This is a genomic window from Streptomyces sp. NPDC055013 (assembly GCF_053608645.1).
This window is the reverse complement of the sequence record NZ_JBSGVW010000002.1, coordinates 334,103-358,761: the sequence shown is the minus strand read 5'-3', so window position 1 is coordinate 358,761 and position 24,659 is coordinate 334,103. Positions and strand designations below refer to the sequence as shown.

Annotated in this window: 25 protein-coding genes and 1 tRNA gene; 8 read left to right on the top strand and 18 right to left on the bottom strand. The window is 70.3% G+C overall.

Translation table 11 applies throughout. The annotated features are described in order from the left end of the window. Together glpK and ACWGDB_RS04320 are read right to left on the bottom strand one after the other, a co-directional pair. Positions 1–1,515, bottom strand: coding sequence for a glycerol kinase GlpK (gene glpK / locus ACWGDB_RS04325; RefSeq protein ID WP_453821015.1), 1,515 nt, complete (start codon positions 1,513–1,515; stop codon positions 1–3). Positions 1,516–1,557: 42 nt separating this feature from the next. Then, positions 1,558–2,325, bottom strand: a complete 768-nt coding sequence (locus ACWGDB_RS04320) for an IclR family transcriptional regulator (protein ID WP_383600128.1) — start codon at positions 2,323–2,325, stop codon at positions 1,558–1,560. Positions 2,326–2,474: 149 nt separating this feature from the next. Here ACWGDB_RS04320 and ACWGDB_RS04315 point away from each other — a divergent pair, with 149 nt between their 5' ends. Continuing rightward, positions 2,475–2,903 (top strand): ATP-binding protein, encoded by a 429-nt coding sequence (locus ACWGDB_RS04315; protein ID WP_453821014.1) that lies wholly within the window; start codon positions 2,475–2,477, stop codon positions 2,901–2,903. 290 nt (positions 2,904–3,193) lie between these two features. On the opposite strand, the gene ACWGDB_RS04310 is transcribed toward ACWGDB_RS04315, so the two are convergent. Then, a tRNA-Pro gene (locus ACWGDB_RS04310) sits at positions 3,194–3,267 on the bottom strand. A gap of 176 nt (positions 3,268–3,443) precedes the next feature. Between ACWGDB_RS04310 and ACWGDB_RS04305 the strand changes: the two genes are divergently transcribed. After that, positions 3,444–4,376 (top strand): alpha/beta hydrolase, encoded by a 933-nt coding sequence (locus tag ACWGDB_RS04305; protein WP_453821013.1) that lies wholly within the window; start codon positions 3,444–3,446, stop codon positions 4,374–4,376. Between the two features lie 47 nt (positions 4,377–4,423). Here the strand turns inward: ACWGDB_RS04305 and ACWGDB_RS04300 are convergent, their stop codons facing one another. The 7 genes from ACWGDB_RS04300 to ACWGDB_RS04270 all read right to left on the bottom strand — a co-directional run bounded on the left by ACWGDB_RS04300 (position 4,424) and on the right by ACWGDB_RS04270 (position 10,678). Beyond that, complete coding sequence (locus tag ACWGDB_RS04300; protein ID WP_453821012.1) at positions 4,424–4,768, bottom strand: hypothetical protein; 345 nt, start codon at positions 4,766–4,768, stop codon at positions 4,424–4,426. A 157-nt stretch (positions 4,769–4,925) separates the two neighbouring features. Then, positions 4,926–6,254: an MFS transporter gene (locus ACWGDB_RS04295; RefSeq protein ID WP_453821011.1), complete on the bottom strand. Its 1,329-nt coding sequence runs from the start codon at positions 6,252–6,254 to the stop codon at positions 4,926–4,928. Positions 6,255–6,406: 152 nt separating this feature from the next. Further along, on the bottom strand, positions 6,407–7,357 hold the full coding sequence (locus ACWGDB_RS04290; protein WP_453821010.1) for a catechol 2,3-dioxygenase: 951 nt from the start codon (positions 7,355–7,357) through the stop codon (positions 6,407–6,409). Next, entirely contained in the window at positions 7,354–8,463 is a 1,110-nt protein-coding gene (locus ACWGDB_RS04285) for a 4-oxalomesaconate tautomerase (protein ID WP_453821009.1), read from the bottom strand. The genes ACWGDB_RS04290 and ACWGDB_RS04285 overlap by 4 nt, the downstream gene beginning before the upstream one ends. Continuing rightward, positions 8,460–9,170 (bottom strand): 4-carboxy-4-hydroxy-2-oxoadipate aldolase/oxaloacetate decarboxylase, encoded by a 711-nt coding sequence (locus ACWGDB_RS04280; protein ID WP_453821008.1) that lies wholly within the window; start codon positions 9,168–9,170, stop codon positions 8,460–8,462. Before ACWGDB_RS04280 ends, ACWGDB_RS04285 begins: the two co-directional genes overlap by 4 nt. Then, positions 9,167–9,955 carry a PIG-L deacetylase family protein gene (locus tag ACWGDB_RS04275; protein ID WP_453821007.1) on the bottom strand — a complete coding sequence of 263 codons (789 nt, stop codon included), beginning with the start codon at positions 9,953–9,955 and terminating at the stop codon, positions 9,167–9,169. Before ACWGDB_RS04275 ends, ACWGDB_RS04280 begins: the two co-directional genes overlap by 4 nt. A 72-nt stretch (positions 9,956–10,027) precedes the next feature. Continuing rightward, entirely contained in the window at positions 10,028–10,678 is a 651-nt protein-coding gene (locus ACWGDB_RS04270; protein ID WP_453821006.1) for a GntR family transcriptional regulator, read from the bottom strand. Between the two features lie 201 nt (positions 10,679–10,879). Here ACWGDB_RS04270 and ACWGDB_RS04265 point away from each other — a divergent pair, with 201 nt between their 5' ends. Then, on the top strand, positions 10,880–11,224 hold the full coding sequence (locus tag ACWGDB_RS04265; protein ID WP_383600158.1) for a cupin domain-containing protein: 345 nt from the start codon (positions 10,880–10,882) through the stop codon (positions 11,222–11,224). Here the strand turns inward: ACWGDB_RS04265 and ACWGDB_RS04260 are convergent. Next, positions 11,214–12,218, bottom strand: a complete 1,005-nt coding sequence (locus tag ACWGDB_RS04260) for a LacI family DNA-binding transcriptional regulator (protein WP_453821081.1) — start codon at positions 12,216–12,218, stop codon at positions 11,214–11,216. The genes ACWGDB_RS04265 and ACWGDB_RS04260 overlap by 11 nt on opposite strands. A gap of 142 nt (positions 12,219–12,360) precedes the next feature. On the opposite strand from ACWGDB_RS04260, the gene ACWGDB_RS04255 reads away from it, so the two are divergent. Then, a complete protein-coding gene (locus tag ACWGDB_RS04255) occupies positions 12,361–13,518 on the top strand; it encodes a Gfo/Idh/MocA family protein (RefSeq protein WP_453821005.1) in 1,158 nt (385 codons plus the stop codon). Between the two features lie 9 nt (positions 13,519–13,527). On the opposite strand, the gene ACWGDB_RS04250 is transcribed toward ACWGDB_RS04255, so the two are convergent. Further along, positions 13,528–14,145 (bottom strand): TMEM175 family protein, encoded by a 618-nt coding sequence (locus ACWGDB_RS04250; RefSeq protein WP_453821004.1) that lies wholly within the window; start codon positions 14,143–14,145, stop codon positions 13,528–13,530. 66 nt (positions 14,146–14,211) lie between these two features. Next, complete coding sequence (locus tag ACWGDB_RS04245) at positions 14,212–15,240, bottom strand: LacI family DNA-binding transcriptional regulator (RefSeq protein ID WP_453821003.1); 1,029 nt, start codon at positions 15,238–15,240, stop codon at positions 14,212–14,214. Between the two features lie 107 nt (positions 15,241–15,347). Here ACWGDB_RS04245 and ACWGDB_RS04240 point away from each other — a divergent pair, with 107 nt between their 5' ends. The 4 genes from ACWGDB_RS04240 (at position 15,348) to ACWGDB_RS04225 (ending at position 19,434) form a co-directional block, all read left to right on the top strand. After that, positions 15,348–16,508 (top strand): phytanoyl-CoA dioxygenase family protein, encoded by a 1,161-nt coding sequence (locus ACWGDB_RS04240; protein ID WP_453821002.1) that lies wholly within the window; start codon positions 15,348–15,350, stop codon positions 16,506–16,508. 16 nt (positions 16,509–16,524) lie between these two features. Next, the gene (locus ACWGDB_RS04235) at positions 16,525–17,301 is read left to right on the top strand and encodes an SDR family oxidoreductase (RefSeq protein ID WP_453821001.1); all 777 of its coding nucleotides are present in this window, start codon (positions 16,525–16,527) and stop codon (positions 17,299–17,301) included. A 109-nt stretch (positions 17,302–17,410) separates the two neighbouring features. Next, positions 17,411–18,415 carry a Gfo/Idh/MocA family protein gene (locus ACWGDB_RS04230; protein WP_453821000.1) on the top strand — a complete coding sequence of 335 codons (1,005 nt, stop codon included), beginning with the start codon at positions 17,411–17,413 and terminating at the stop codon, positions 18,413–18,415. Next, the gene (locus ACWGDB_RS04225; RefSeq protein WP_453820999.1) at positions 18,412–19,434 is read left to right on the top strand and encodes a Gfo/Idh/MocA family protein; all 1,023 of its coding nucleotides are present in this window, start codon (positions 18,412–18,414) and stop codon (positions 19,432–19,434) included. Before ACWGDB_RS04230 ends, ACWGDB_RS04225 begins: the two co-directional genes overlap by 4 nt. 55 nt (positions 19,435–19,489) lie before the next feature. Here ACWGDB_RS04225 and ACWGDB_RS04220 read toward each other — a convergent pair whose 3' ends face one another. From ACWGDB_RS04220 to ACWGDB_RS04200, 5 genes are read right to left on the bottom strand one after another with little or no spacing between them, the layout of a single operon-like run. After that, positions 19,490–20,512: a Gfo/Idh/MocA family protein gene (locus ACWGDB_RS04220; RefSeq protein ID WP_453820998.1), complete on the bottom strand. Its 1,023-nt coding sequence runs from the start codon at positions 20,510–20,512 to the stop codon at positions 19,490–19,492. Between the two features lie 25 nt (positions 20,513–20,537). After that, positions 20,538–21,440: a sugar phosphate isomerase/epimerase family protein gene (locus tag ACWGDB_RS04215; RefSeq protein ID WP_453820997.1), complete on the bottom strand. Its 903-nt coding sequence runs from the start codon at positions 21,438–21,440 to the stop codon at positions 20,538–20,540. A gap of 1 nt (position 21,441) precedes the next feature. After that, a complete protein-coding gene (locus tag ACWGDB_RS04210) occupies positions 21,442–22,350 on the bottom strand; it encodes an ATP-binding cassette domain-containing protein (RefSeq protein WP_453820996.1) in 909 nt (302 codons plus the stop codon). A 5-nt stretch (positions 22,351–22,355) separates the two neighbouring features. Further along, on the bottom strand, positions 22,356–23,435 hold the full coding sequence (locus tag ACWGDB_RS04205; RefSeq protein ID WP_453820995.1) for an ABC transporter permease: 1,080 nt from the start codon (positions 23,433–23,435) through the stop codon (positions 22,356–22,358). After that, positions 23,435–24,451 carry a sugar ABC transporter substrate-binding protein gene (locus ACWGDB_RS04200; RefSeq protein ID WP_383600254.1) on the bottom strand — a complete coding sequence of 339 codons (1,017 nt, stop codon included), beginning with the start codon at positions 24,449–24,451 and terminating at the stop codon, positions 23,435–23,437. Before ACWGDB_RS04200 ends, ACWGDB_RS04205 begins: the two co-directional genes overlap by 1 nt. Positions 24,452–24,659 lie beyond the last annotated feature (208 nt).

Sequence of the window (24,659 nt, the reverse complement as noted above, 5' to 3'; positions counted from 1 at the left end):
TCACGGTCGCTTCGGTGGCTGGATCCACCCCAGCGACCGCTCGACGGCCCGCTTCCAGCACTCGTACTCCCACTCCCGCCGCTCGTCGTCCATGTCCGGCAGCCACTGCGCGGCCCGGTGCCAGTTGCGGCGCAGGACCTGGAGGTCCGGCCAGTAGCCGGCCGCCAGACCGGCCGCGTAGGCGGCACCCAGGGACACCGTCTCGGCGACGAGGGGCCGTACGACGGGAACGTCGAGCACATCGGCCAGGATCTGCATGAGCAGATGGTCGGACGTCATTCCTCCGTCGACCTTGAGCTGCTTCAGGGCGAGCGCGGAGTCGGCGTTCATGGCGTCGACGACCTCCCGGGTCTGCCAGCCGGTGGCCTCCAGGACAGCGCGGGCCAGATGGCCCTTGGTGATGTACGACGTGAGTCCGACGATCACACCGCGGGCGTCGCTGCGCCAGTGCGGCGCGAACAGACCCGAGAACGCGGGGACGATGTAGCAGCCGCCGTTGTCCTCGACGGTGCGGGCCAGCGTCTCGATCTCGGGGGCGCTGTGGATCAGGCCCAGCCGGTCGCGGAACCACTGCACCAGCGACCCGGTGACGGCGATCGGGCCCTCCAGCGCGTAGATGGTGGGCTGGTCCCCGATCTTGTACGCGACGGTCGTCAGCAGCCCGTGTTCGGAGCGGACGACGTCGGTGCCGGTGTTCATCACCAGGAAGCTACCGGTTCCGTAGGTGCACTTCGCCTCGCCCGGCGAGAAGCAGGTCTGCCCGAACAGGGCCGCCTGCTGATCGCCGAGGGCCGCCGTGATCCGCACGCCGGGGAGCAGGGCGCTCGCCTCGCCGTAGCTCTCCGCCGAGGACCGGATCTCCGGCAGCATCGCGCGTGGCACGCCGAAGAAGGCCATGAGCTCCGCGTCCCAGGTCAGCGTGCGGATGTCCATGAGCATGGTGCGGCTGGCGTTGGTGGCGTCGGTGATGTGCAGGCCGCCGTCGGGGCCGCCGGTGAGGTTCCAGATCAGCCAGCTCTCGATGGTGCCGAACAGCACCTCGCCGTCGCGGGCGCGCCGCTCCAGCCCGTCGACGTTGTCGAACAGCCAGCGGATCCGGGGCGCGGAGAAGTACGTCGACGGGGGCAGCCGGCAGCGGTCGAGGAAGAAGTCGTCGCCCGGGTCGCTCCTCAGCTCGTCGACGAGCGGGGCGGTTCGGGTGTCCTGCCAGACGATCGCCCGGACCAGCGGGATGCCGGTCCGCGGGTCCCAGAGCACGGTCGTCTCGCGCTGGTTGGCGATCCCGATGGCCGAGATCTGGCTCGCCTCGATCCCGGCGTTCGACAGTGTCTCGGGGACGATCCGCCGGAGGTTGCGCCAGATCTCGACGGCGTCGTGCTCGACCCAGCCGGGCCGGGGGAAGAACTGCTGGTGCTCCCGCTGGGCGACCGACACCAGCCGCCCGCCGTGGTCGAACAGGATGCAGCGGGTGGACGTGGTGCCCTGGTCGATGGACATCACATACCGTTCAACCATGATCGGCCCTCCCTTCCGATGTGTCGCGGAGGTGCTGGGGGCCTACCAGCGAGCCGCGCCCAGGTCTCTGGAGATCGCGCGTGCCGCCTCCCTCAGCACGGTGATCAGGGCCGGCAGCGGCCGGCCTTTGGAGTCGCAGATCCGCTCCACGGCCCCGGACACGCCTATCGCGCCCACCACGAGACCGCCCTGTCCCCGGATCGGCGCGGCAATCCCGGCTTCGCCCATGCTCATCTCCTGTACTTCGGCGCCCCAGCCGAGGTCCCGTATCTCCGCGAGCGCCCGGTTCAGCTCCGAGGGGTGAACCAGGGTGTGCCGGGTGTATCCCTCCGGTTCGTCCTCCAGCAGCGGCTCCACCGGGGTCGCTCCGAAGGCCAGCAGAACCTTGCCGAGCGAGGAGGCGTGGAGGGGCAGCAGCGCGCCGACATCCAGGGTCTGGAGGGTGTCGTCGGGCCGGAAGACGTGGTGGATGACGAGCACCTTGCCCTCCAGGGGCGTGCCCAGTCGTACGGCCTCCCCGCTGCGGGCGGCCAGGGCGTCGGCCCAGTTGATGGAACGCGAGCGCAGTTCGTTGACGTCGAGGTAGCTGGTGCCGAGGTGCAGCAGGGCCGCCCCGAGCTGGTATCTTCCGGTCGCCGGGTCCTGCTCGACGAAGTCCACGTGCTGCAGGGTCCGCAGGATTCCGTGGGCGGTGCCCTTGGCCAGCCCCAGCGACGAGGCCACCTCCCCCAGCCCCAGTCGGCGGGATCCGCCGGCGAGCAGTCGCAGGATCGCCGCCGCCCGCTCGATGGACTGGACTGGGCCGGCCATGAGGCGATGGTAGTCCCAGTTTTTCCGCTTTGGGACTGTCGTTCGGTAATGCCGACCCAGGTTCGTTGACCGGTGGATTCTCCTTGTTTAGCGTTCCATGACGCCTTCGCCCCGACCTGGGGCCGGCGGAGACCGCCCGAGGAGGACAGATGACTACAGCGCAGCTCGCCGCCGCGCCTCCTGGGGAGGTCGAGCACGTCTTCTCCCTGCCGCACGCCCCGGGGGCGGTCGCCGGCATGAGGCGACGTGTCCGTGCCGTGCTGTCCGACTGGAATCTGACGGCCGACTGCGCCGCCGACGTCCTGCTGGTGGTCTCGGAGCTCCTCACCAACGCCATCGTCCACGCCGTGCCGCCGGCGACGCTGCGGCTCTCGCGGAGCCCGCTGGAGGGATGCGGAACGGTACGCGTCGAGGTGACCGACCTGGGCCCCGCGGCACCGGCGGAGGACCCGACCTCCACGATCGACCCGGACGAACACGGCCGCGGCCTCGACATCGTCAACGCACTGGCGTCCCGCTGCGGCGTCCACGTCCACACGGGCGGAACCAGCCGCTGGGCCGAGCTCCCCTCGACCTGAGGCCGACGCCATACGAAAAGGGCCTCCCCGAGCCACTGCCCACGAAGACCCTTAACACCGTCGGACGACAGGGTCCATGCATTCCAGGGAGTCCGGCAAACGTCCAAGCCAAAGGCCTGCTGCGCGGGGTGATTGCGATTCTGCGGGCAATTGACCGGCCTCGGTACATGACCACTGCCCAGGCACTTCGTCGAGAAGCTTCGCGCGACGACACTCCAGAAACGGTCAAGGGCCTCGTCCCACCGAAGTGAAACAAGGCCCTGACCTGCGACTACATGGTGCTGCAGCAGTCGGGACGACAGGATTTGAACCTGCGACCCCTTGACCCCCAGTCAAGTGCGCTACCAAGCTGCGCCACGTCCCGATGCCTGTCGCGCGACGAACCGCGTGATCATGCAGGTCAACCCTACCCCATGGGCGCCCCGCCCCAGCCGGTCCCGACCCCTTGACCCATTATTGTCGTTGCCTATAATTGCCTAACTCAAGGAGGGCCGGTCCGCTGCCGGACAGGCCCACGCGCCGCGACCGAACGGATGCCACATGTCCCTCCTGACCCGGCCCGCGGTGGCCGGCCTTGTCGCCAAGGTCATGCAGCGGGTGACCGTCATGGCGGACCGGCGTCCCGGCGGCCGGGGTTCCGCCGCCGCCTCGCACGCGCGCTTTCCCGAATTCCCGCGACGCGTACGCGAGTTGACGATTCCCACGTCGATCGCTCCCGCCCGGGCCACGGTGTATCTGCCCGCCCGTGCCGAGCCAGCCCCGCCGGTGCACGTCAACTTCCACGGCGGCGGATACGTCATGACGCTGACCGAACTGGACGACCCACTGTGCAGGTTCCTCGCCGCGGAGACGGGGGCCGTCGTGATCAATGTGGACTATGTCGTCGCGCCGCAGCATCCGTTCCCGGCGCCGACCCGGCAGGCGTACGAGATCGTTCGCTGGGTCGCGGCACACGGCGCCGAGGAGGGGTGGGACGGCGAGCGGCTCACCGTGGGCGGGCAGAGCGCCGGCGGCGGGCTCGCGGCGGCCGTGGCACGGCAGGCCTTCGATGAGGGCGGGCCGTCGATCGCGCTGCAGGTGCTGCACTATCCCCCGCTCGACCTGGCGACGGGCGTCCGGAACAAGCGCGCCGCCATCGCCAAGCCGATGCTGCGGCCCTGGATGGGCGACGTCTTCGACACGTCGTACGTCCCGGATGTGCGGCGGCGTCTCGATCCGCTCGTCTCCCCCGCGCACCCTTCGGACACCGCGGACCTGAAAGGCATCGCCCCTGCCCTGGTGATCACCGCCGAACACGACCTACTCCGGGCCGAGGGCGAGCGTTACGCGGAGCGACTCCGGGGCGTCGGCGCGCTGGTCGACCACCATGAGGTGCGCGGCGCCGATCACGGGTACGACGGGACCGACGACGACAAGGCGCGGGACGTTTACACGATCATCGCCCGGCGGCTCCGGGAAGCCGTGGATGCCTGACGGGGCCGTCCGGCGGCGGGCCTGGGTGACGGACCTTGGCGACGGGCCTAAGAACCCAGCCCGCTCTTCCCGTTGGCGACCGCGGGCTGCCTCTCGCCGGTCACGCGGGTCCCGGCGCTCGCCACGGGCACGCCGTACTCGTCCGGGGACGGGACGCGCACGTGCACCGGGACCACCGGCACGACGACCGAACTCCGGTCGGCCGAAGGCCAGATGGGCTGAGCCGCCGGGCCGCCGGACGTCGGGGTGGCCCGGGAGCCTCGCCATGGACCCCCGGACCTCCCTGCGCCGAATCCCGACATCAGCAGGGCCACGGCCACGACCACCCACCACGGCAGGCCCGCCTTGGCCATGAACGCGACGACGGCTGCCAGCGCGAGAAGTGCCGTCACGTCCTGCTCCCCCTTTACGGAACAACTCACCAGCCCCGGGCGCACCGAAAGGCGCCCTCCATCACTACGGGCATATGACGCAACAATACGCGAGACCGTCGTATAACCCAGTTCGGCTCATCTGTACATATGGCTCGTCAGTACATATGACGGGCGGTCAGTGTGCTCCTACGAGTTTCTGCTCGCTGTCGCCCCCGACGGTCCGTTTCGAGCCGCGCAGTGCCGCGATCCCGATGAAGACCATCGACGACAGGCCGGCCAGGGCAAACGCGGTGAAGCCCCAGTCGCCCTTGTTCGCGGCGAGCAACTGGCCGCCCAGCCAGGGCCCGAACACCGCACCGAAGCGGCCCATGCCGGAGGTCCAGCCGACGGCGGTGGCGCGGTTCTCGGGGCGGGAGCGGATCGAGACGGTCGCGTAGATCATGGTCTGCGCGCTGTTCAGGAACACTCCGGTCAGGAACACCACCGCGAAGGTGAGCGCCGGCGGCATGTGGACGCTGAGCAGGAAGACACCGGCGGCGGTCAGCGCGAACCAGATCGCCGAGATCCGCGGGGCGCCGAACCGGTCGGAGGCGCGGCCGGCGACCAGCATGCCGACGATGCCGCCGAGGTTGAACAGGACCACGAAGGTCAGTGCGGAGCCGAGGTTGTAGCCCTCACCTCGCATCAGGGTGGGCAGCCAGGTGGCGACGCCGTAGACGAGGAGAAGCCCGCCGAAGGAGGCCGCCCAGTACAGCAGGGTCTGGCTCCACTCACCGCCGCGGAACAGGCTGACGAGGGCGTTCCAGCGGCCGGCGGTGCCCTGCTCGCCTGCGGGGGCGGCCGGCAGCGCGACCTCGTAGCGCCGGGCCAGCTCGCCGGCCTCCTCGCTGCGACCCTTGGCGACCAGGAAGCTCAGCGACTCGGGCAGGGACTTGGCCAGGACCGGCACGAACAGCAGCGGGAGCACGCAGAACCAGAACGCGGCCCGCCAGCCCAGGGGTTCGACGACCCACAGGGCGACATACGCGGAGAGGATGCCGCCCGCGTGGTGGGCGGTCATCAGCATGCCGACGGTGAGAGCGGCGCGGCCACGCGGGGCGTAGTCGGAGACCATGCTGATCGCAGTGGGCAGCAGACCGCCGAGGCCGATTCCGGCGAGCGTGCGGCCGAGGCCGAACACCCCGACGCTGCCCGCCATCGCGCACAGCCCGGAGGCCAGCGAGAACAGCGCGACGCAGGCGACCATCAGCTTCTTGCGGCCGATCCGGTCGGCGACCGTGCCCGCGGTCAGGGCGCCGACCAGCATGCCGAAGGTGGCATAACTGCCCAGGTCACCGGCCTGGTCCGGGGTGAGGCCGAGGGCCTTCTGCTCCAGCATGTGGGGCAGCACCGAGCCGTAGACGAACATGTCCAGGCCGTCGAAGAGGACGGCCAGCCAGCACAGGCCGACGGCGAGCACGGCCAGTCTGCCGACGCGAGCGGTCGGGGAGGGGGAGGAGGACATCCTTGTTTTCCTCTCGTGCGTTGTGCGCCAGACGCTAAGGAGCCGGAGACCAAAGAGTCAACGTTTTTGTCAACAATCTCAGCGACAATCCGGTGCGCCTGGAAGAACCCGAAAGACCCGAACGATTCGAAAGACCCGAAGGGCGCGCCTTCTCAGACGACCGGCGGAGTCCCGTGCGTGTGGAAGGACTCGATCGTCTTCAGGCCCCATGCCTGCCCCTTGGCCCGTTCGGCCTCGGTCCAGGTGATCAGCGGCCAGTCCGGGGCCAGCACCAGGCGCGTGAGCGGGTTGCACAGCTCGATGCGGTTGCCGCCGGGCTCGTAGACGTACAGGAAGAACGTCTGCTGGATGGCGTGCTTGTGCGGGCCGGTCTCGATGAACACGCCGGTGTCGATGGCGAGGTCGGCGGCGCGCAGGATGTCCTCACGGGTGTCGGCCGCGAAGGCGATGTGGTGCAGCCGGCCGGCGGAGCCGGTCCAGTCGGAGGTGTGGACGACGTCGTACGACTTGTCGGTGAAGGTCAGCCAACGCGCCGCGATCTTCCCGGAGTCGAGCCGGATCTGCTCGGTGGGCCGGGCGCCCAGCACCTGTTCCTGGAACTCGGCGTTGGCGAGCACGTCGGCGGCGAGGAAGTTGACGTGGTCCAGTCGCCGTACGCCCACGCCCCGGTTGGGCTTGGCCTGCGGCTGGTTCTTCAGGGCGGGCTTCAGCTCCGCCGGTGCCCGGTAGTACTCGCTCTCCCAGTAGAGGGCGTGTTCGTGCCCGTCGGGGTCGGTGGTCAGGTACAGCCTGCCGATGCCGGGCTCGTCCTCGACCCACTTGCCGGAGCCGCCCGCCGCCTCGATCGCCTTGATACGGCGGTGCAGTGCCTCCTCGCTGGAGGTGCGCAGGGCGAGCCGGCCGAGGCCCGGCTGTTCGCGGGCGGTGAGGACCAGGCTGTGGTGCTCGTAGTCGTCGAAGGTCCTCAGGTAGACGGTGTCGCCGTCCTGCCCGTTGACGGTGAGCCCCAGGTAGTCGGTGAAGAAGGCGACGCTGGCGTCCAGGTCCGGGGTGAACAGCTGGGCGTGGCCGATGTGGGCGATGTCGCCGAGCGGCGGGGTCATCGGGAGCCTCCGGGGGTGGGTGCGGGGAGTGGAGCCGTCTCGGCGGACCGGGGGAAGACGGTGCCGTCGAAGATCTTGCGGGCGGTGCGGACGACCGCCGTACGGCGGGCTGCGGGCAGGCCTGCGGCGTCGGTGCCGAGGCTGCTCTCGATGTCCAGGAATCCCGAGGGGTGTTCGATGCGGACCCGGTCACCCTCGGGAGGCAGTTCCGCGAGATCCGCGCCAACGCCCCCTTCGACGCGCAGGCCGGCGGCGACACTGGCTGCCCCGAGCACGCCGATCGACGTGTGGCAGCGGACCGGGATGAAGGTGCGGGTGGTGATCACGCCGCCGTGACGGGGCGGGGCGAGCAGTGTGAGCTTGGGGACGGTGGCGTCCGAGACGTCACCGAGGCCCATCAACTTCCCCGCCGCCGAACGGAGTTCGCTCAGACGCTCGGCGAGCGCCAGATCCTCCTCCAGCTCCTTGGGAGTCTCGTGGCCGGTGACCTGGAGCGCGGCGGCCTGCACGAGGACGGTCGGCATGCCGTTGTCCACGCAGGTCACCGGGATGCCGTCGATCTCGTCGCGGACGTTGCCGGTGGGCAGCAGCTTCCCTGCACGGGGCGGGAATTCGATCATCACGGGCGCTGCCGTGCCGGGTACGCCCGAGATCTCGGCGTCCCCCGTGCAGTCGACGCGACCGCCCGGGGTGGGGAAGGCCGCCGTGGCGAAGTCGCCGGTGTTGACCATGCGGATGCGTACGGAGGTCCGCTCCTCCCCCGCCGGGACGAGACCGCGCTCGACGGCGAACGGCCCGATGCCCGCGAGGATGTTCCCGCAGTTCTGACGAGCGATCACCTCCGGTCTGTCGACGACCACTTGAAGAAACAGGTAGTCGACATCCGCCCGCGGGTCCGATGACGGCGAGACCACGGCGACCTTGCTCGTGAGCGGGTGCGCGCCACCCAGGCCGTCGATCTGCCGCTCGTCGGGGCTGCCCATGACGCGCAGCAGCAGCGCGTCGCGTGCTCCGGGGTCGGCGGGCAGGTCCGCGGCCAGGAAGAAGGCGCCCTTGGAGGTGCCGCCGCGCATCAGCATGCAGCGGATCCCCGTCGGCCCGGTCACGGCTGCGCCTCCTCACGGACGTACTCGTCGTAGGACTTGTACGTCACACCGAGCCGTACGAGGGTCTCCCGCAACCCGTAGCGGTCCAGGCCGAGTTGGCCGTCGAGGAAGGCGGCGCGGGTCGCGGCCTCCTTGGCCTCGCGGGCCTCGGCCTTGGCCACTGTCGCCCGGGCGCGCTCGCGGGGCACGACCACGACACCGTCGTCGTCGGCGAGGATCACGTCGCCGGGGCGCACGACCTGGCCGTCGATGGCGATCGGCACGTTCACGGAGCCGCCGGTGGCCTTGACCGTGCCCTGCGAGGACACCGCCCGCGACCAGGCGGCGAAGCCCATGTCGCGCAGCTCTTGGGTGTCGCGGATGCCCGTGTTGAGCACGACACCGCGCACACCGCGCTGCTGGAGGGCGGTCGCGAACAGCTCCCCGAACGGACCGTCCGTGCAGGGCGAGGTGGTGGTGACGACCAGGATGTCGCCCTCGCCGCACTGCTCGACGGCGGCGTGGATCATGAGGTTGTCGCCGGGCCAGCTGAGCACTGTGACGGCCGTACCCGCGACCCTTACGCCCTGCTGGACGGGGCGGATCCACGTCCCCAGCAAGCCGGTTCGGCCCATGGCCTCGCTCACCGTCGCCACGCCGAAGCCGGCCAGCGCGTCGACGTCCTTCAGCTCCGCCTTGGGCGGGTTGGTGACGATCACGCCGCTCATGCCAGCTCCTTCGCGATCTGCGGGAAGGGACGCATGTACGCCTCGGCCATGGTCCGGTGGGCCAGCCCCAGGTTGGGTCCGGCGTTGCGCTTGAGCTGGACGCCGCGGCGGACGGCGAGGTCGGTGTAGTAGTCCCACAGGTGCTGCTGGGCACCGAGGCACTCCATGGCCGCGCGCTTGGTCTCCCACACCTCGGTGATGTCGAGCAGGACCTCGGGCCGGAAGCCGCTCATCTCGGGTTGGTGCGGCTCGAAGTAGAAGACCGGCGGGGCGCCGATGATGTCGCCGGCGCCCGGGTAGCCGATGGCCTGCGCGAGAATCCGGGCCTCGAGGGCCATGCGGTTGGCGGCCGGGTGATCGCCGTTGTACGGGTCCTCGGTCGGGTGGGTGAGCACCACGTCGGGCTGGGTCTCGCGGTGCACGGCGACGAGTTGGTCGGTCAGCGCGGGGGTGGCTACCAGCGGATAGTCGCCGGCGTCGAAGAAGCGGACTTCCGCGCCGAGGGTGGCGGCGGCACGCTCGGCCTCGCCCTGGCGTATCGCCTTGATCTCCTCCAGCTTCCTGCCCTCGCGCCAGGCCTTGGCGGACTCGCCGCGCTCGCCGAAGGTCAGGCAGGCGATGGTCACCTTCTCGCCCCGGGCGGCGGCCAGGGCGATGGCTCCACCCGCCCGCCACACGAAGTCGCCGGCGTGCGCTGTGATGACGAGGGTCGAGCGGGGCGGGGACGGGGGTCCCCCCGCGCGAGGTTGTCCGAGCGAGGGGGAGGGCGCATCGGCGTGCGTCATTGCGGGTCTTCTCCTTCGGTGACAGGTGTGCGCCCGCCCTCTGACGCGCCGTCACGCGGCGACGTGCACGACTCAGTCGCGCAACGCCTCGATCACGCTGCCGAGGTGGGCGCGGACGGCCTCCTCGGCCGCCTGCGGGTCCCTGGCCCGGATCGCCTCGATCATGGCCAGGTGCTCGTTCAGGGAGTGCTGCGGGCGTCCCGGCCTGAGTGCCAGCTGGAAGCGGTGGCGCACCAGTTGTGCGTTGAGCCGCTCCAGCAGTTCCACGGCCGTGCGCTGGCCGGAGAACTCCCGGATTCTGGCGTGCAGTTCCTGGTTCAGCTCCGAGTAGGTCATCGGCTCGCCGTCGGCCACGGCCTTGGTCATCGCCGCGCCGAGGTCCGCCAGCTGGGTCAGCTGCTCGTCGCCGGCCGCGACGGCCGCCTTGGCCGCGCACAGCCCCTCCAGGACCATGCGGCACTCGGTGATGGCGACCGCTTCCTCCACGGTCACCACCCGCACCCGCGAACCGCGGTTGCGGATCCGCTCGACCAGTCCCTGCGCCTCCAGATCGATGAGTGCCGCGCGGATGCTGGCCCGTGTCACACCGAACTGCTCGGCGAGTTCGTTCTCCACCAGCCGCTGCGCCGGTGCCATCTCGCCGTGCAGGATCGCCTGCCGCAGCTGCGCGAGCGCATGCTGCTTGGCCTGCTCTCCGGTGCTCGGACGGGCTTCCTTCGGCATGTGCCCTCCCTGAGTGAGTGCCTGTCGAACGTAAATCTAGCCAAACAAGATTGTCAACAATTTTGTCTGCCGTATTGAGCGCAAGGCCGTGCCGGGCACGGTCCGAGGGCACGCGGTGGCGACGGAGTGTCCGCTCGGCGCCGCCGACACCCCACACCTTGTCCACGCCCCCGCCCCGCTCACCCCGGCTAGGGTCGCCGCATGACGCACAGCTTCGTACTGCACATCCCCGACGCCGAGCTCGAACCCGAGCCCCTCGACCCCGAGCAGATCGTCTCCGGCACGCCCGAGGTGACCGGGAAGGTGGTCTGGGAGTCGGAGGACGGGCGTCAGGTGCGGGGCATCTGGCAGATCACGCCCGGCGTGGTCACCGACACGGAGGCCGACGAACTGTTCGTCGTCATCAGCGGCTCGGCCACCATCGAGTTCGAGGGCGGGCCGACGCTGACGGTGGGGCCGGGCGACATGGCCGTCCTGCGCGAGGGCGACCGGACGACGTGGACGGTGCACGAGACGCTGCGCAAGGCGTACGCGATCAACCAGTGAGCGGGGGCGCCGTCGAGCCCCGGATCTCCAACGTCGGTGCCGCGAGGCGGACTTCACCCGCTCCCCCACCGCCGTCGAACCGTTCGAGCAGACAGCGGGCCGCGCGCCGGCCGACCTCGTGGCTGGCGTTGTCGACGCTGGTGAGCCAGACGTGCCGCAGGCGGGCGATGCTCGTGTTGTCGTAGCCGACGACGGACAGGTCGCGTGGCACCCGCAGCCCCGACTCGTCGGCCGCGGACAGCGCGCCGATGGCGGCGATGTCGTTGACGGCGAAGACGGCCGTCGGCCGGTCCACCCGGCTCAGCAGGCGGACCGTCGCGCGGTAGCCGCCCTCCTCGGTCATGTCGCTCGGTTCGACGACCGTCTCGGCCGCGAGGCCGTGCTCGCGCATGGTCACCTCGAAGCTGCTCCGGCGCAGTTCACCGACCGCGCCGTACCCCGCGATGTGCGCGATGCGCCGGTGCCCGAGGCCGATCAGGTGCTCGGTGACCAGGCGGGCCCCCCGCTCGTCGTCGTTGGCGACGACGTCCACGCCGGGCAGCCGCGGCTCACGCGCGCCCGCCACCACCACCGGGAGACGCTCGGCGACCGCCCCGAGCGCGGCCGGGTCCGGCAGCGTGCCGACGACGATCAGGCCGTCGACCCCGAGGTCCAGGAAGGGGCCCGCCGGGTCCTGCCCGGTACGGCGGTTGAGCCGGGCGTCGGCCAGGAGCATGTGCAGGCCGTTGTCGTGCAGGAGCGAGTTCAGACCGTCGAGCATGTCGACGAACCAGGGGTTGCGCAGGTCGTTCAGGAGGACACCGACCGTGCGGGTGCGCTGCTCGCTGAGGCTGCGCGCGGCGGCGTTCGGGCGGTAGCCGAGCTCGCGTACGGCCCGCAGGACGGCCTCCCGCTTCTCCGGGCGCACCTGGTCCGAACCGCGCAGCACCAGCGAGACCAGCGACTTGGAGACGCCGGCCCGGTCGGCCACATCACGGATCGTCGGCGCTCTCATGGACATGGACCGTTCCATGCGGTGCTCACCTTGTCAAAGGGGCCGGGAAAGGGTTGACACCGGTGCCGGGACACACCCAAGGTGAATTGGAAAGAAAATGGACCGGTCCAAACAGAGTTCCAGAGTCCAGGGAAGGGCTGCCATGGTGGATACGCTCGGTGTCGCCGTCGTCGGATTCGGCTGGATGGGGCGGGTGCACACCCAGGCGTACGCCCGTGTCCCGCACCATTACCCGCAGCTGGCCCCGCGTCCGCAGCTCGTGACGGTGGCCGAGGAGGTGCCCGGCCGGGCCGAGGAGGCCGCCGCACAGTTCGGGTTCGCCTCGACCACCCGTGACTGGCGCGAGGTGGCCGCCGACCCGCGTGTGCGGGCGGTCAGCATCACCGCGCCGAACTTCCTGCACCGCGAGATCGGCGTCGCGATGGCCGAGGCCGGCAAGCACATCTGGATCGAGAAGCCGGTGGGCCTGACGGTCGCGGACGCCCGGGCGGTCGCCGACGCCGTCGCCAAGGCCGGCGTCCAGGGCGCGGTCGGCTTCAACTACCGCAACGCACCCGCCGTTGAGGCAGCCCGCGACCTCATCGCCGCCGGCGAGATCGGCACCGTCACCCACGTGCGCGTCCGCCTCTTCAGCGACTACGCCGCCCACCCCGACGGCGCCCTGACCTGGCGGTACGAGAAGGAGCGCGGCGGCAGCGGGGTACTGGGCGACCTGGCCTCGCACGGCGCCGACCTGGCCCGCCACCTGCTCGGCGACATCGCCTCCCTGACCGCCGACACGGCGATCTTCCTCCCGGAGCGGGCCCGCCCCACCGGCGCCACGGCGGGCCACAGCCGCGCCACGGGGGGCGAGCTCGGTCCCGTCGAGAACGAGGACTACGTCAACTGCCTGCTGCGCTTCGCCTCCGGCGCCCGCGGCGTGCTGGAGGCCTGCCGGGTCTCGGTCGGCGAGCAGAACAACTACGGCTTCGAGGTGCACGGCACCAAAGGCGCCGTCTTCTGGGACTTCCGCCGGATGAACGAACTCGGCATCAGCCGCGGCACGACCTACCAGGACCAGCCGGTCAGCACGGTGTACGTCGGCCCGGGCGACGGCGAGTTCGGCGCCTTCCAGCCGGGCGCGGCGAACGCCATGGGCTACGACGACCTCAAGGTCATCGAGGCGTCCCGCTTCCTGCGCTCGGTCGCCGAGGGCGTCCCGCACGGGGCCACCCTTCGGGACGCGGTGCACAGCGCCGCCGTACTGGACGCGATGGCACGGTCGGCCGAGAGCCGCGCGTGGGTGACCGTGGACGCGTAGCCGGGACGGTCACTGGTCGGCGCGCAGGCGGGCGCGCCGGCCGAGGGAGACCTTGAGCGGAACCAGGACGAGCCACCACCACGCGGCGGCGGCCCCGGCCACCAGCGTCAGCGGGATGGTGAGGAGGAACACCGTCACCGTCACGGCGAGATCGAGGGCGTACAGCCGGAAGCCGCCCACGGGAGTCACGTCGCCGCGCAGCCACGGGCGCCGGGCCAGTACGGCGACCAGGGCGAGGTGGGCGGCGCCGAGTGCCGCGACCGACGCGGCGTAGATCGCGACCGAGACGGGGTCGCGGCCGTACTCGGAGATCAGCCTGGTGGGGAACGGCAGCAGGGCCGCGATGCCCAGGCCGAAGACGGACAGGGTGATGAGCTGTCCGTCGATCACGCGGACGGTGCGGAAGATGTTGCGGTGGTCGCGCCAGAAGCTGCCCAGCACCACCACGCTGAGGGCGTAGGCGCCGAAGTCCGGGAGCAGATCGCGCAGCGCGTCGTGGTACTGCCGCTCGGTCAGCTCCCGCGGCACGTTGAGGTCCAGGACGAGCAGGGTGATGGCGATGGCGAACACGCCGTCGGCGAGCGCCACCAGCCGTTCGGGCCCACCTTCCGGGTTCGATTTCCACATGCGCACGACGGTAGGGAGCCGGGGCGCGGCGAGCGGGCGTACACGCCCGGGGCACGGCCGCGATCGTCACCCGATGGGTGCGGGCATGTTGTACGGGGTCACCACCTGGATCGCCGACGGCAGGGTGGGTCCCGCGGGCGGCAGCGCGCCGTGGGCCCGCATGACGATGTGGCAGGCCTCGCGCATGTCCTGGCGCAGGTCGTGGTGGAGGACCGCGGACAGACGGTGCTCGCGCAGCAGGCGGGTGTTGTCCTGGTCGAGGTCGTGCGCGACGAACACCGCGCACGGTCGGCCGAGGTCCTCGAAGGCCCGCAGCGTGGCGATGTTGCCGCCGCCGATCGAGTAGACCGCGCGGATCTCCGGGTCGCGTTCCAGGGCGGCCCTCACCAGGTCGTACTGGGTGGCGTCCAGGCCCTGCCCCTCGGTGAGTTCGACCAGCGTGCGCTCGGGGTGCCGGGCGCGCATGGCGCTGCGGAAGCCCATCTCGCGCTCCTCCTCGTTGCGGAAGAAGCCGCTGCTGAGGCTGGTGAGGACATGGCCGGGACGGTCGCCGAGCCACTGGCCCATGAGGTACGCGGCGGTCGCCCCGGCGGCCCGGTTGTCTATGCCGACGTACGCGAGGCGCGGAGTGGACGGCAGGTCCGTCACGAGGGTCACCACGGGGATGCCGGACTCCGCGAGCCGTGCGACGGCGGCGGTGATCTCGGGGACGTCCGGGGCCTTCAGGATCACGCCCTGCGAACCGCGCCGGCCGATCCGGTCCAGTGTCCTCGTGAGCTCCTCCACCGGGCCCGTCTCGCGGAAGTGGAAGCGCGAGCGCACGACGGCCGGATGCAGGGCCGGCAGCTCGGCCTCCAGGGCGGCCCGTACGGCCGTGGAGAACCGCTCCGGCGTCTGCATCACTATGTCGATCATGAAGGTACGGCCCACCAGCCGGACCTGTGTGCGCTGCCGGTCCAGGTCCGCTATCGCCTGGCGGACCTCGCGCGCGGTGCTCTCCCGCACCCCTCCCCGGCCGTTCAGGACCCGGTCGACCGTGGCCTCGCTCAGGCCCGCCTGACGTGCGATCTCCCGGATCGGGAACGGGTGACCCATGCGACGGCTCCTTGAGGGGTTTTTGATGGTCGTCTGCCGGTTGTTCGACGGGATTGTCATGACAAGAATGGCAGCGCTGAGTCGCCCCTGTCACCGAGAGGACGCCGATGTCCTTCACCCCCGTACACCGCCGGGCCTGGCTGTCCGAGCACGACTGCGACCTCGCCGACTTCCGTGAGGTGGTCGAGCGGACCACGGACCTCGCCGACTACCCGTACGCCTCCTCCGTGGAACGCAACGTCCTGATCTACGACAGCGACCGTCTCCGCAGGGCCGAGGACAGCAGGGCGGTGCGGGCCGAGCTGGTGCGCGCCCTCGCCGACGGGCCGGGCATCGTGGTCGTCCGGGGCGCCTTCCCGAACCCCGAGATCGTCGACCGGCTCAGTGCCGTGTTCGACGCCCTGATCGCCGAGCAGCGCGCCTCGGGCGCGAGCGCCGGGGACCACTTCGCCAAGCCGGGCGCCAACGACCGGGTCTGGAACGCGTTGGAGAAGGCGGCCCTCTACGACCCCGAGGCGTTCGCCGACTACTACGCCAACGACATCCTCGCGCTGGTCTCCCGCGCCTGGCTCGGCCCCGGCTACCAGGTGACCTCGCAGGTGAACGTGGTCAACCCGGGCGGCGCGGCGCAGACCGTGCACCGTGACTACCACCTGGGCTTCCTCTCGGGCCAGGTCGCGGCCGCCTACCCGGCCCATGTCCACGTCCTCTCCCCCGTGCTCACCCTCCAGGGCGCCGTCGCACACTGCGACATGCCGGTGCAGTCCGGGCCGACGATGTACCTGCCGTACTCGCAGACGTACGAGCCGGGCTACCTGGCCTGGCGACTGCCCGAGTTCCAGGAGTACTTCGAGGCGCACCACGTCCAACTCCCCCTCGCCAAGGGCGATGCGGCCTTCTTCAACCCGGCGTTGTTCCACGCGGCCGGCACCAACCGGTCGGCGGGCATCCGCCGCATGGCGAACCTCCTGCAGGTGTCCTCCGCGTTCGGACGGGCGATGGAGACGGTCGACCGCGAGGCCGTCGCGAACGCCGTCTATCCGGTGCTGCTGGCCCGCACGGGCGCGGACGAGGCGTGGACGGCGAACGTGATCGCCGCCGGCGCCGAGGGCTACCCCTTCCCCACGAACCTCGACAGCGATCCGCCGGTCGACGGCCTGGCCCCGCCCTCCCAGGCGGACGTCGTACGGCGCGCGCTGCGCGAGGCATGGACTCCCGAGGCTCTGCGGGACGAGCTACGGGCCGGCGCCGAGCGGCGCCAGAGCTGAAAGGACCCGGAAAGACATGGGACTTCTCGACGACAAGGTCGTCCTCGTCAACGGCGGCAGCCAGGGCGTCGGCGCCGCCATCGCGCGGGCCGCCGTGCGCGAGGGAGCGGTCGTGGCCGTCACCGGGCGGCGCACCGAACCCGGTGAGGCCCTGGTGGCCGAGTTGGCCGCCGCCGGGGGCAAGGCCCTGTTCGTGCGCGCCGACCTGTCGGACACCGGGCAGGCGAAGGCCTCCGTCGCCGAGGTCGTCGACGCGTACGGCCGGATCGACTGCCTGGTCAACTCGGCGGGGCTGACCTCCCGGGGCACGCTGCTCGACACCACGCCCGAGCTGTTCGACCAGCACATCGCGATCAACCTCAAGGCACCGTTCTTCGCCATGCAGGCCGCCGTCTCGGACATGGTCGCCCGCAGGGCGCCCGGCACGATCGTCAACATCATCACGTCCTCGGCACACGGCGGGCAGCCGTTCCTCGCGCCGTACGTCTCCGCCAAGGCCGGCCTGCTCGGGCTGACCCGCAACGCCGCGCACGCCCACCGCTGGGACCGGGTCCGCATCAACGGCCTCAACATCGGCTGGACGGCCACGGAGGGCGAGGACGCCACGCAGAAGGCCTTCCACGGTGCCGACGACGGCTGGCGCGAGTCGGCTGCCGCCGGGCTGCCGATGGGGAAGCTCGGGCAACCGGACGAAATCGCGGACTTCGCGGTGTTCCTGCTGTCGGACCGGTCCGGGGTGGTGACGGGATCGGTGATCGACTGGGACCAGAACGTCCTGGGCGGCCTGGACTGAAGCAGGTGAGCCCGTCCGGCGATTGAGGACGAGCGCGAAAGGCGACCGGGGCCCGGGGCGAAGCTCCGGCAACGAACAGCAACCACACACCAAGAAAGCAGCAGAGCTCATGCGTATCGGAATCCTCGGCCTCGGCCGCATCGGCGCCTTCCACGCCGAGACCCTCTCCGGACTCGACGCGGTCGACTCCCTCGTCGTCACCGACCCGTTCGCGGACGCCGCCAAGGCCGCCGCGGAGCGGTTCGGCGCCGAGGTCGTGGACTCGCCCGAGGCCCTGCTGGCCGCCGGCGTGGACGGCATCGTCGTCGCGGCGGCGACGGACGCCCACCCCGCGCTGATCCTGGCCGGCGTCGAGGCCGGCATCCCCGTCTTCTGCGAGAAGCCCGTCGCCAGGACCATGGCCGAGGGCGTCGAGGTACTGAAGGCGGTCCAGGGCAAGGACGTGCCGATCCAGATCGGCTACAACCGCCGCTTCGACACCGGCTTCGTCAACGCCCGCGCCGCCGTGCGGAGCGGCGAGCTCGGGAAGCTGCACACGGTCCGCTCGACCACCCTGGACCCGGCGCCGCCGCCCGCCGCGTACATCGCCGCCTCCGGTGGCATCTTCCGGGACTGCTCGGTGCACGACTTCGACATCATCCGCTGGGTGACCGGCCGCGAGGTGACCGAGGTGTACGCCGTCGGCGGCAACAGGGGCGCCGACTACATCAAGGAGGCGGGCGACGCCGACACCACCGGCGCGATCCTCACTCTGGACGACGGCACGATCGCGGTCGTCTCCAACTCCCGCCACAACGCCCGTGGTTACGACGTCCGCATGGAGATCCACGGCTTCACGGACTCCATCGCGGTCGGCCTGGAGGACAAGCTGCCGCTGCGCTCGGTCGAGCCCGGCGTGACCTTCCCGGCGGGCACCCCGCACGACTTCTTCATGGACCGCTTCACCGCCGCCTACCGTGCCGAACTCACCGCGTTCACCGAGGTCGTCGCGGGTACCCGGACCTCACCGTGCACGATCGAGGACGCCCTGGAGGCGGGCTGGATCGCCGACGCCTGCACTCTGTCGCTGCACGAGCACCGTCCGGTGACGATCGAGGAGGTACGGCGGGGATGAACGATTCGGGCCGGGAACCGCTGCGCATCGGGGTACTGGGCGCGGCACGCATCACCGAGCTCTCCCTCGTCGGCCCGGCCCGGACGACCGGCCACCGCCTCGTGGCGGTGGCCGCGCGCGACCGTGCCCGCGCCGCGGCGTTCGCCGACGAGCACGACGTGGAGCGGGTGGTGGACTCCTACGCCGACCTGCTCTCCGACCCCGAGGTCGAGGTCGTCTACAACCCGCTCGCCAACGGTCTGCACGGGCCCTGGAACCTCGCCGCGCTCGCGGCCGGCAAGCACGTCCTGACGGAGAAGCCGTCGGCGAGCAACGCCGAGGAGGCGTCCGAGGTGCGGGAGGCGGCCACGAAGTCCGGGAGCGTCTTCATGGAGGCGTTCCACTACCTCTTCCACCCGGTCACCCGGCGCCTGCACGAGATCGTGGAGAGCGGTGAACTGGGCGAGTTGCAGCGGGTGGAGACGCTCGTCGCGATCCCGGCGCCCGGCGACCTGGACCCGCGCTGGTCCCTGCCTCTCGCGGGCGGCGCAGTGATGGACCTCGGCTGCTACAGCCTGCACGCGGTTCGGATGCTCGCGCCCTGGGGCGGCGGTGCACCACGCCTCACCTCCGCGCGGGGCGGGGAGCGGGCCGGGGCTCCGGGCGTCGACGAGTGGCTGGACGCCGAGTTGGAGTTCCCCGGCGGGGCGACGGCGTCCGCGCGCTGCCACATGGCGTACGGCGAGCTGGAGATGAGCTGCCGGATCGTCGGCTCGCGGGGCGAGGCGTTCGCGCCGAACTTCGTGCTGCCGCACCGCGACGACCGGGTCGTGGTGCGTACGGCGCAGGGCGAGCGGACGGAGCGGCTGGGCACACGCTCGTCGTACACCTACCAACTGGAGGCGTTCGCCGCGCACATACGCCGGGACGCCCCGCTGGCGCTGGACGCGGACGACGCGCTGGCGACGATGTCGCTGATCGACGAGGCCTACCGGGCGGCGGGGTTCGAGCCGCGGCCGCGGAGCGCGCTCGCGCGCTGAGTACGGAGACCGAACTGAAGGGCCGGGGAGGTTCCCCGGCCCTTCGGTTGATGTGTCAGCGGTACAGCGCGGGCCGCTCGACCAGTTCCACCGGCACCCGGCCGCCCTCCTCCAGCGCCCGTACGGCCGCCTCGCACACCGCGGCCACGGCGTACCCGTCCCACGCGCTGGGCCCGGTGACCTCACCGCGCCGGGTGGCGTCGACCCAGGCCTGCACCTCACGGTCGTAGGCGTCCGCGAAGCGCTCGATGTAGTCCTGGGCGATGATGCCGCCCCAGCGGCCGGCCGCGTTGGTGACCATGGCGTGGCCGTCGCCGACGCGGGCGGTGCCGCGTTCGCAGACGACCTCGGCCTGGACCTGGTAGCCGAAGCCGCAGTTCACGAAGATCTCGACGTCGACGATCGCCCCGCCGTCGGTCTCGAAGACGACGAACTGCGGGTCGCGGATGCCGTCCGGCGCGTTCCCCGACGGGGTCGGGGCCAGCACGGTGACGGCCGTGATCTCGTGGCCGAGCAGCCAGCGGGTCACGTCCATCTCGTGCGTCACGGAGTCGTTGATGAGCATCTCGGACGTCCAGCCGGGCGGGCTGGCGACGTTGCGGTGCCGGTTGTGGAGCATCAGGGGACGACCCAGCTGGCCCGTCTCCAGCAGGGCCTTGAGCTTCGTGTACTCGGCGTCGTAGCGCCGCATGAAGCCGACCTGGACCCGGCGCCGGCCCAGCTTCTGCTCGGCCTGCAGGACGCGCAGTGCGGACGCCGCGTCGGGGGTGAGGGGTTTCTCGCACAGCACCGGCAGATCGTGCTCGAAGGCCGTGAGGAGTGCCGCCTCGTGGGCGGGCCCCGGCGAGGCGATGATCACCGCGTCGACGTCGGCCGACGCCATCGCGGCCGCCGGGTCGGTGTGGGCGGAGCAGCCGTCGACGCGGGCGGCCACCGATTTGGCGCGTTCCGCGTCGACGTCCACGACGGCGGTCACCCGTGCCCCGCTGATGACCTCCTGGACACGGCGGACGTGGTCCGCGCCCATCTTTCCGGTACCGATGACTGCGACTCCGAGCGTGTGCGGACGCTGGGTCATGGTGATCGGCCGTCCTTTCGGGTCGTCAGGCGCCGCAGGACCTCAGGAACTTGCGGGTACGGACCGCGATGGGCAGGGGCCTGTCCGGCTCGCAGGGGTACATGTCCTGCTCGACGATCGCGAACAGGTCCACGTTCAGCTTCTGCGCGGCCGTCAGCACCGGCCCCAACTCCGGTACGCCCGCCGGGGGTTCGCACATCACGCCGCGCTGGACGGCGGGTCCGAACGGGATCTCGTTCTTCACCACGTCCGCGAGGATCTCCGGGTCGACCTGCTTGAGGTGCAGATAGCCGATGCGCTCGCCGTAGGTCTCTATCAGCTTGACGCTGTCACCACCGCAGTAGGCGTAGTGGCCGGTGTCCAGGCAGAGGTTGAGCAGGTCGGAGTCGGTCGAGTCGAGGAAGCGCTCGACGTGGGCCTCGGTGTCGATGTGGGTGTCGGCGTGCGGGTGCACGACGATGTCGAGGCCGAACTGCTCCTTCACCTCGTGACCGAGCCGCTCCATGCCCTTGGTCAGATGGGCCCACTGCTCGCCGGTGAGCTCCGGCGGCTCCAGGATCTCGGCGGTCTTGTCGTCGCGCCAGAAGGACGGGATGACGACGAGGTGCTTGGCGCCCATGGCCTGGGTGAGACCGGCGACCTGGCTGACATGCTCCCAGGTGGACTCCCAGACGGCGGGGCCGCGGTGCAGGCCGGTGAAGATCGTGCCCGCGGACACCTTCAGGTTGCGCCGGTTCACCTCGTCCGTGAGCCGGGCCGGGTCGGTCGGCAGATAGCCGTACGGGCCCAGCTCGATCCACTCGTAGCCCGCTTCGGTGACCTCGTCGAGGAAACGTTCCCAGGGCACCTGGACGGGGTCGTCGGGGAACCAGACGCCCCAGGAGTCGGGGGCCGAGCCGACCCGGATGCGGTCCAGCACAGGGGGCATGTCAGGACTTCCCTTCGGAGGATGCCACGGGTGCGGTGAGGTCGGCGGCTTCGGGGAGTTCTTCGACGTCGACGCCGCGGACCTGGGCCAGTTCGTGCTTGAGGGCGGCGAGTTCGGTGCCGCCGGCCATGTGGTTGGTGAGTTCTTCGAGGCTGACCTCGTCGCGGGAGGCGTTGAGTTCCATGGTGCCCAGGCGCAGGACGCTGAAGTGGTCGCCGACCATGTAGGCGTGGTGGGGGTTGTGGGTGATGAAGATGACGCCGAGTCCGCGGTCGCGGGCGGCGGCGATGTACTTCAGGACGACGCCGGACTGCTTGACGCCGAGGGCGGCGGTGGGCTCGTCCAGGATGAGGACGCGGGCGCCGAAGTAGACGGCGCGGGCGATGGCCACGCACTGGCGCTGGCCGCCGGACAGGGTGCCGATGGGCTGTTCCAGGTCGTCCAGGACGATGCCCATGTTGCGCAGTTCCTCGTCGGCGGTCTTCTTCATCGCGTCGATGTCGAGACGGCGTACGGGCCAGGGGCCCTTGGTGATCTCGGAGCCGAGGAAGAAGTTGCGCCAGACCGGCATCAGGGGGACGACGGCGAGGTCCTGGTAGACCGTCGCGATGCCCTTGTCCAACGCCTCGCGGGGGGTGGAGAAGCGCACCGGTTCACCGTCGACGAGGAACTCGCCCTCGGTGTGCTGGTGCAGCCCGGAGATGATTTTGATCAGGGTCGACTTGCCCGCGCCGTTGTCACCCAGAACACAGGTGACCTGGCTCGGGAACACCTTCAGGTCGACGCCGTGCAGGGCACGGATGTTGCCGTAGGACTTGCCCGCGTTGCGCAGTTCGACGACCGGGGCGTCCTTCTGCGGGGTCTTGTCCTGCAGGACGGCACCGTGGGTGCCGGTTTCGTTGCTTGTCATTCGGGTCACCTCCGGGTCGCCGTGCGCTGGACCCACAGATTGATGAGGACGGCGCCGAGGAGCATCACGCCGAGGAAGGCCTTGAACCAGTCCGGGTTCCAGCCGGCGTAGACGATGCCCTGCTGCACCAAGCCGAACATGAACGCGCCGAAGACCGGCCCGATCGCGGAACCGGCGCCACCGGTCAGCAGACAGCCACCGATCACCGCGGCGGCGATGTAGATCAGCTCCTGACCGACACCCTCACCGGACTGCACGGTGTTGAACGAGAACAGCTGGTGCATGCCGACGAACCAGGCGCCGAAGCCGACCAGCATGAACAGCGAGATCTTCGTGAACGTCACCGGCACACCGACGGCCCGCGAGGACTGCTTGTTGCCGCCGACCGCGAAGATCCAGTTGCCGTACTTGGTACGCAGCAGCACCCACGTGGCGAGCGCAGCGAAGACCAGCCACCACACGACGGTGATCTTCACGTTGACCCCGCCGACGTCGAACGACGAGGCGAAGATCGCCTTGGCCTGGTCGAAGCCGTCCATGTCACTGATGTCGTCGGTGGCGACGTTGCCGGTGATCAGCTTGGTGACCGCGAGGTTCACGCCCTGGAGGATCAGGAACGTGCCGAGGGTGACCAGGAAGCTCGGCAGACCGGTCTTGACCAGCAGCCAGCCGTTGAACAGACCGACCGCGAGGGACACGATCAGGGCGACGATCACACCGACCCAGACGTTCATGCTGAGCTGGTAGGCGACCATGCTCGCGGTCAGGGCCGAGGTGATCACGGCGACGCCGGCGGACAGGTCGAACTCGCCGCCGATCATCAGCAGCGCGACCGGCAGGGCCATGATCCCGATCGTCGACGACTGATACAGGATGTTCGCCATCGAGCTGCCGTCACGCACGGCCGGGGCCGTGATGAGGAAGAAGATCAGCACCGCGACGGCGCCGAGGAAGACACCGACCTCGGGACGGGCGAGGAGGCGCAGCGCCAGGGGGCGCTCCTTGGTCCGCCCGTCGGATTCCTTGCCGGGGCCGGAGGCCGGCGGTGTGGTCACCGCCGGCTCAGCCTGTCGGGTCATGCTCATCACCGGGTGCCCTTCGCGGCGAACTTGTCGATCACGTCGACGTTCGTCTTGTCGACGAAGGCCGGCCCGGTCAGCACCGGGGCCTCGCCGCCGCCCATGTAGTTGCCGTTGTTCTTGTAGAGCCACAGGGAGTCGATCGCCAGGTAGCCCTGGAGGTAGGGCTGCTGGTCGACGGCGAACTCGATGTCGCCCTTGCTGATCGCTCCGGTCAGCTGCTTGTTGAGGTCGAACGTGGCGACCTTCGCCTTGCTGCCCGTCTCGTCGACCGACTGCGCGGCCGTCAGCGCGAACGGGGCGCCGAGGGCGACGACGTAGTCGATGTCGCTGTCCGTCTTGAGCTTGGCGGTGATCGTGGACTTCACGGACGGCATGTCCGTGCCGTTGACGTTCAGGGTCTCGGTCGTGCCCTCGAACGTCTTCTTCACACCGTCACAGCGCTGGGTGAGGCCGATGTTGCCCTGTTCCTGGATGACACAGACGGCCTTCTTGGCGCCCTCCTCGTTCAGGCGCTTGCCGAGCGCCTCGCCGGCCACGGTCTCGTCCTGGCCGAAGAACTCCATCAGGCCGAGCTTCTGCCAGTCGCTCACACCGGAGTTGAGACCGACGACAGGGATGTTCGCCGCCTTCGCCTTACTGACGACGTCCTTCATCGCGTCCGGCTTGGCGAGCGTGATCGCGATGCCGTCGACCTTCTGGTCGATCGCGTTCTGCACCAGGTTGGCCTGGTTGCCCGCGTTCGGGTCGGCGGAGTAGACCAACTTGATGTTGTCCTTCGCGGCGGCCGCTTCGGCGCCCTTGCGGACGATGTCCCAGAAGGTGTCACCGGGCGCCTGGTGCGTCACCAGGGCGACGGTCATACGGGGAGTGGTGGCCTTGCCCGCAGAAGCGTTTTCCCCACCCTCCTCGGCCTGCTTGCCACCGGAGCTGCTGGAGCAGCCTGCGAGGGTCAGCGCAGCCGCGGCAGCCAGAGCCACCATGGGGGCCAGCTTGCGGGAGCGGGGGTAGTAGCGGTCCATCTTTCCAGCACCTCACTGTGCGACGGGTGTGCGACGGGGGGAAAGGGATGATCACTGGATCCGAGACCCGGACCCTTGGGAAGTCCGGGTCGTATGTCGTGGAACACGGCGGGTTCGCTGACACGGGATCCAATCCCTGGATGCGCCCGCTGTCAATACTTTGTTAAGACATCATTTCACGCTCAGGTCCGAATGTAAGTACAAACTA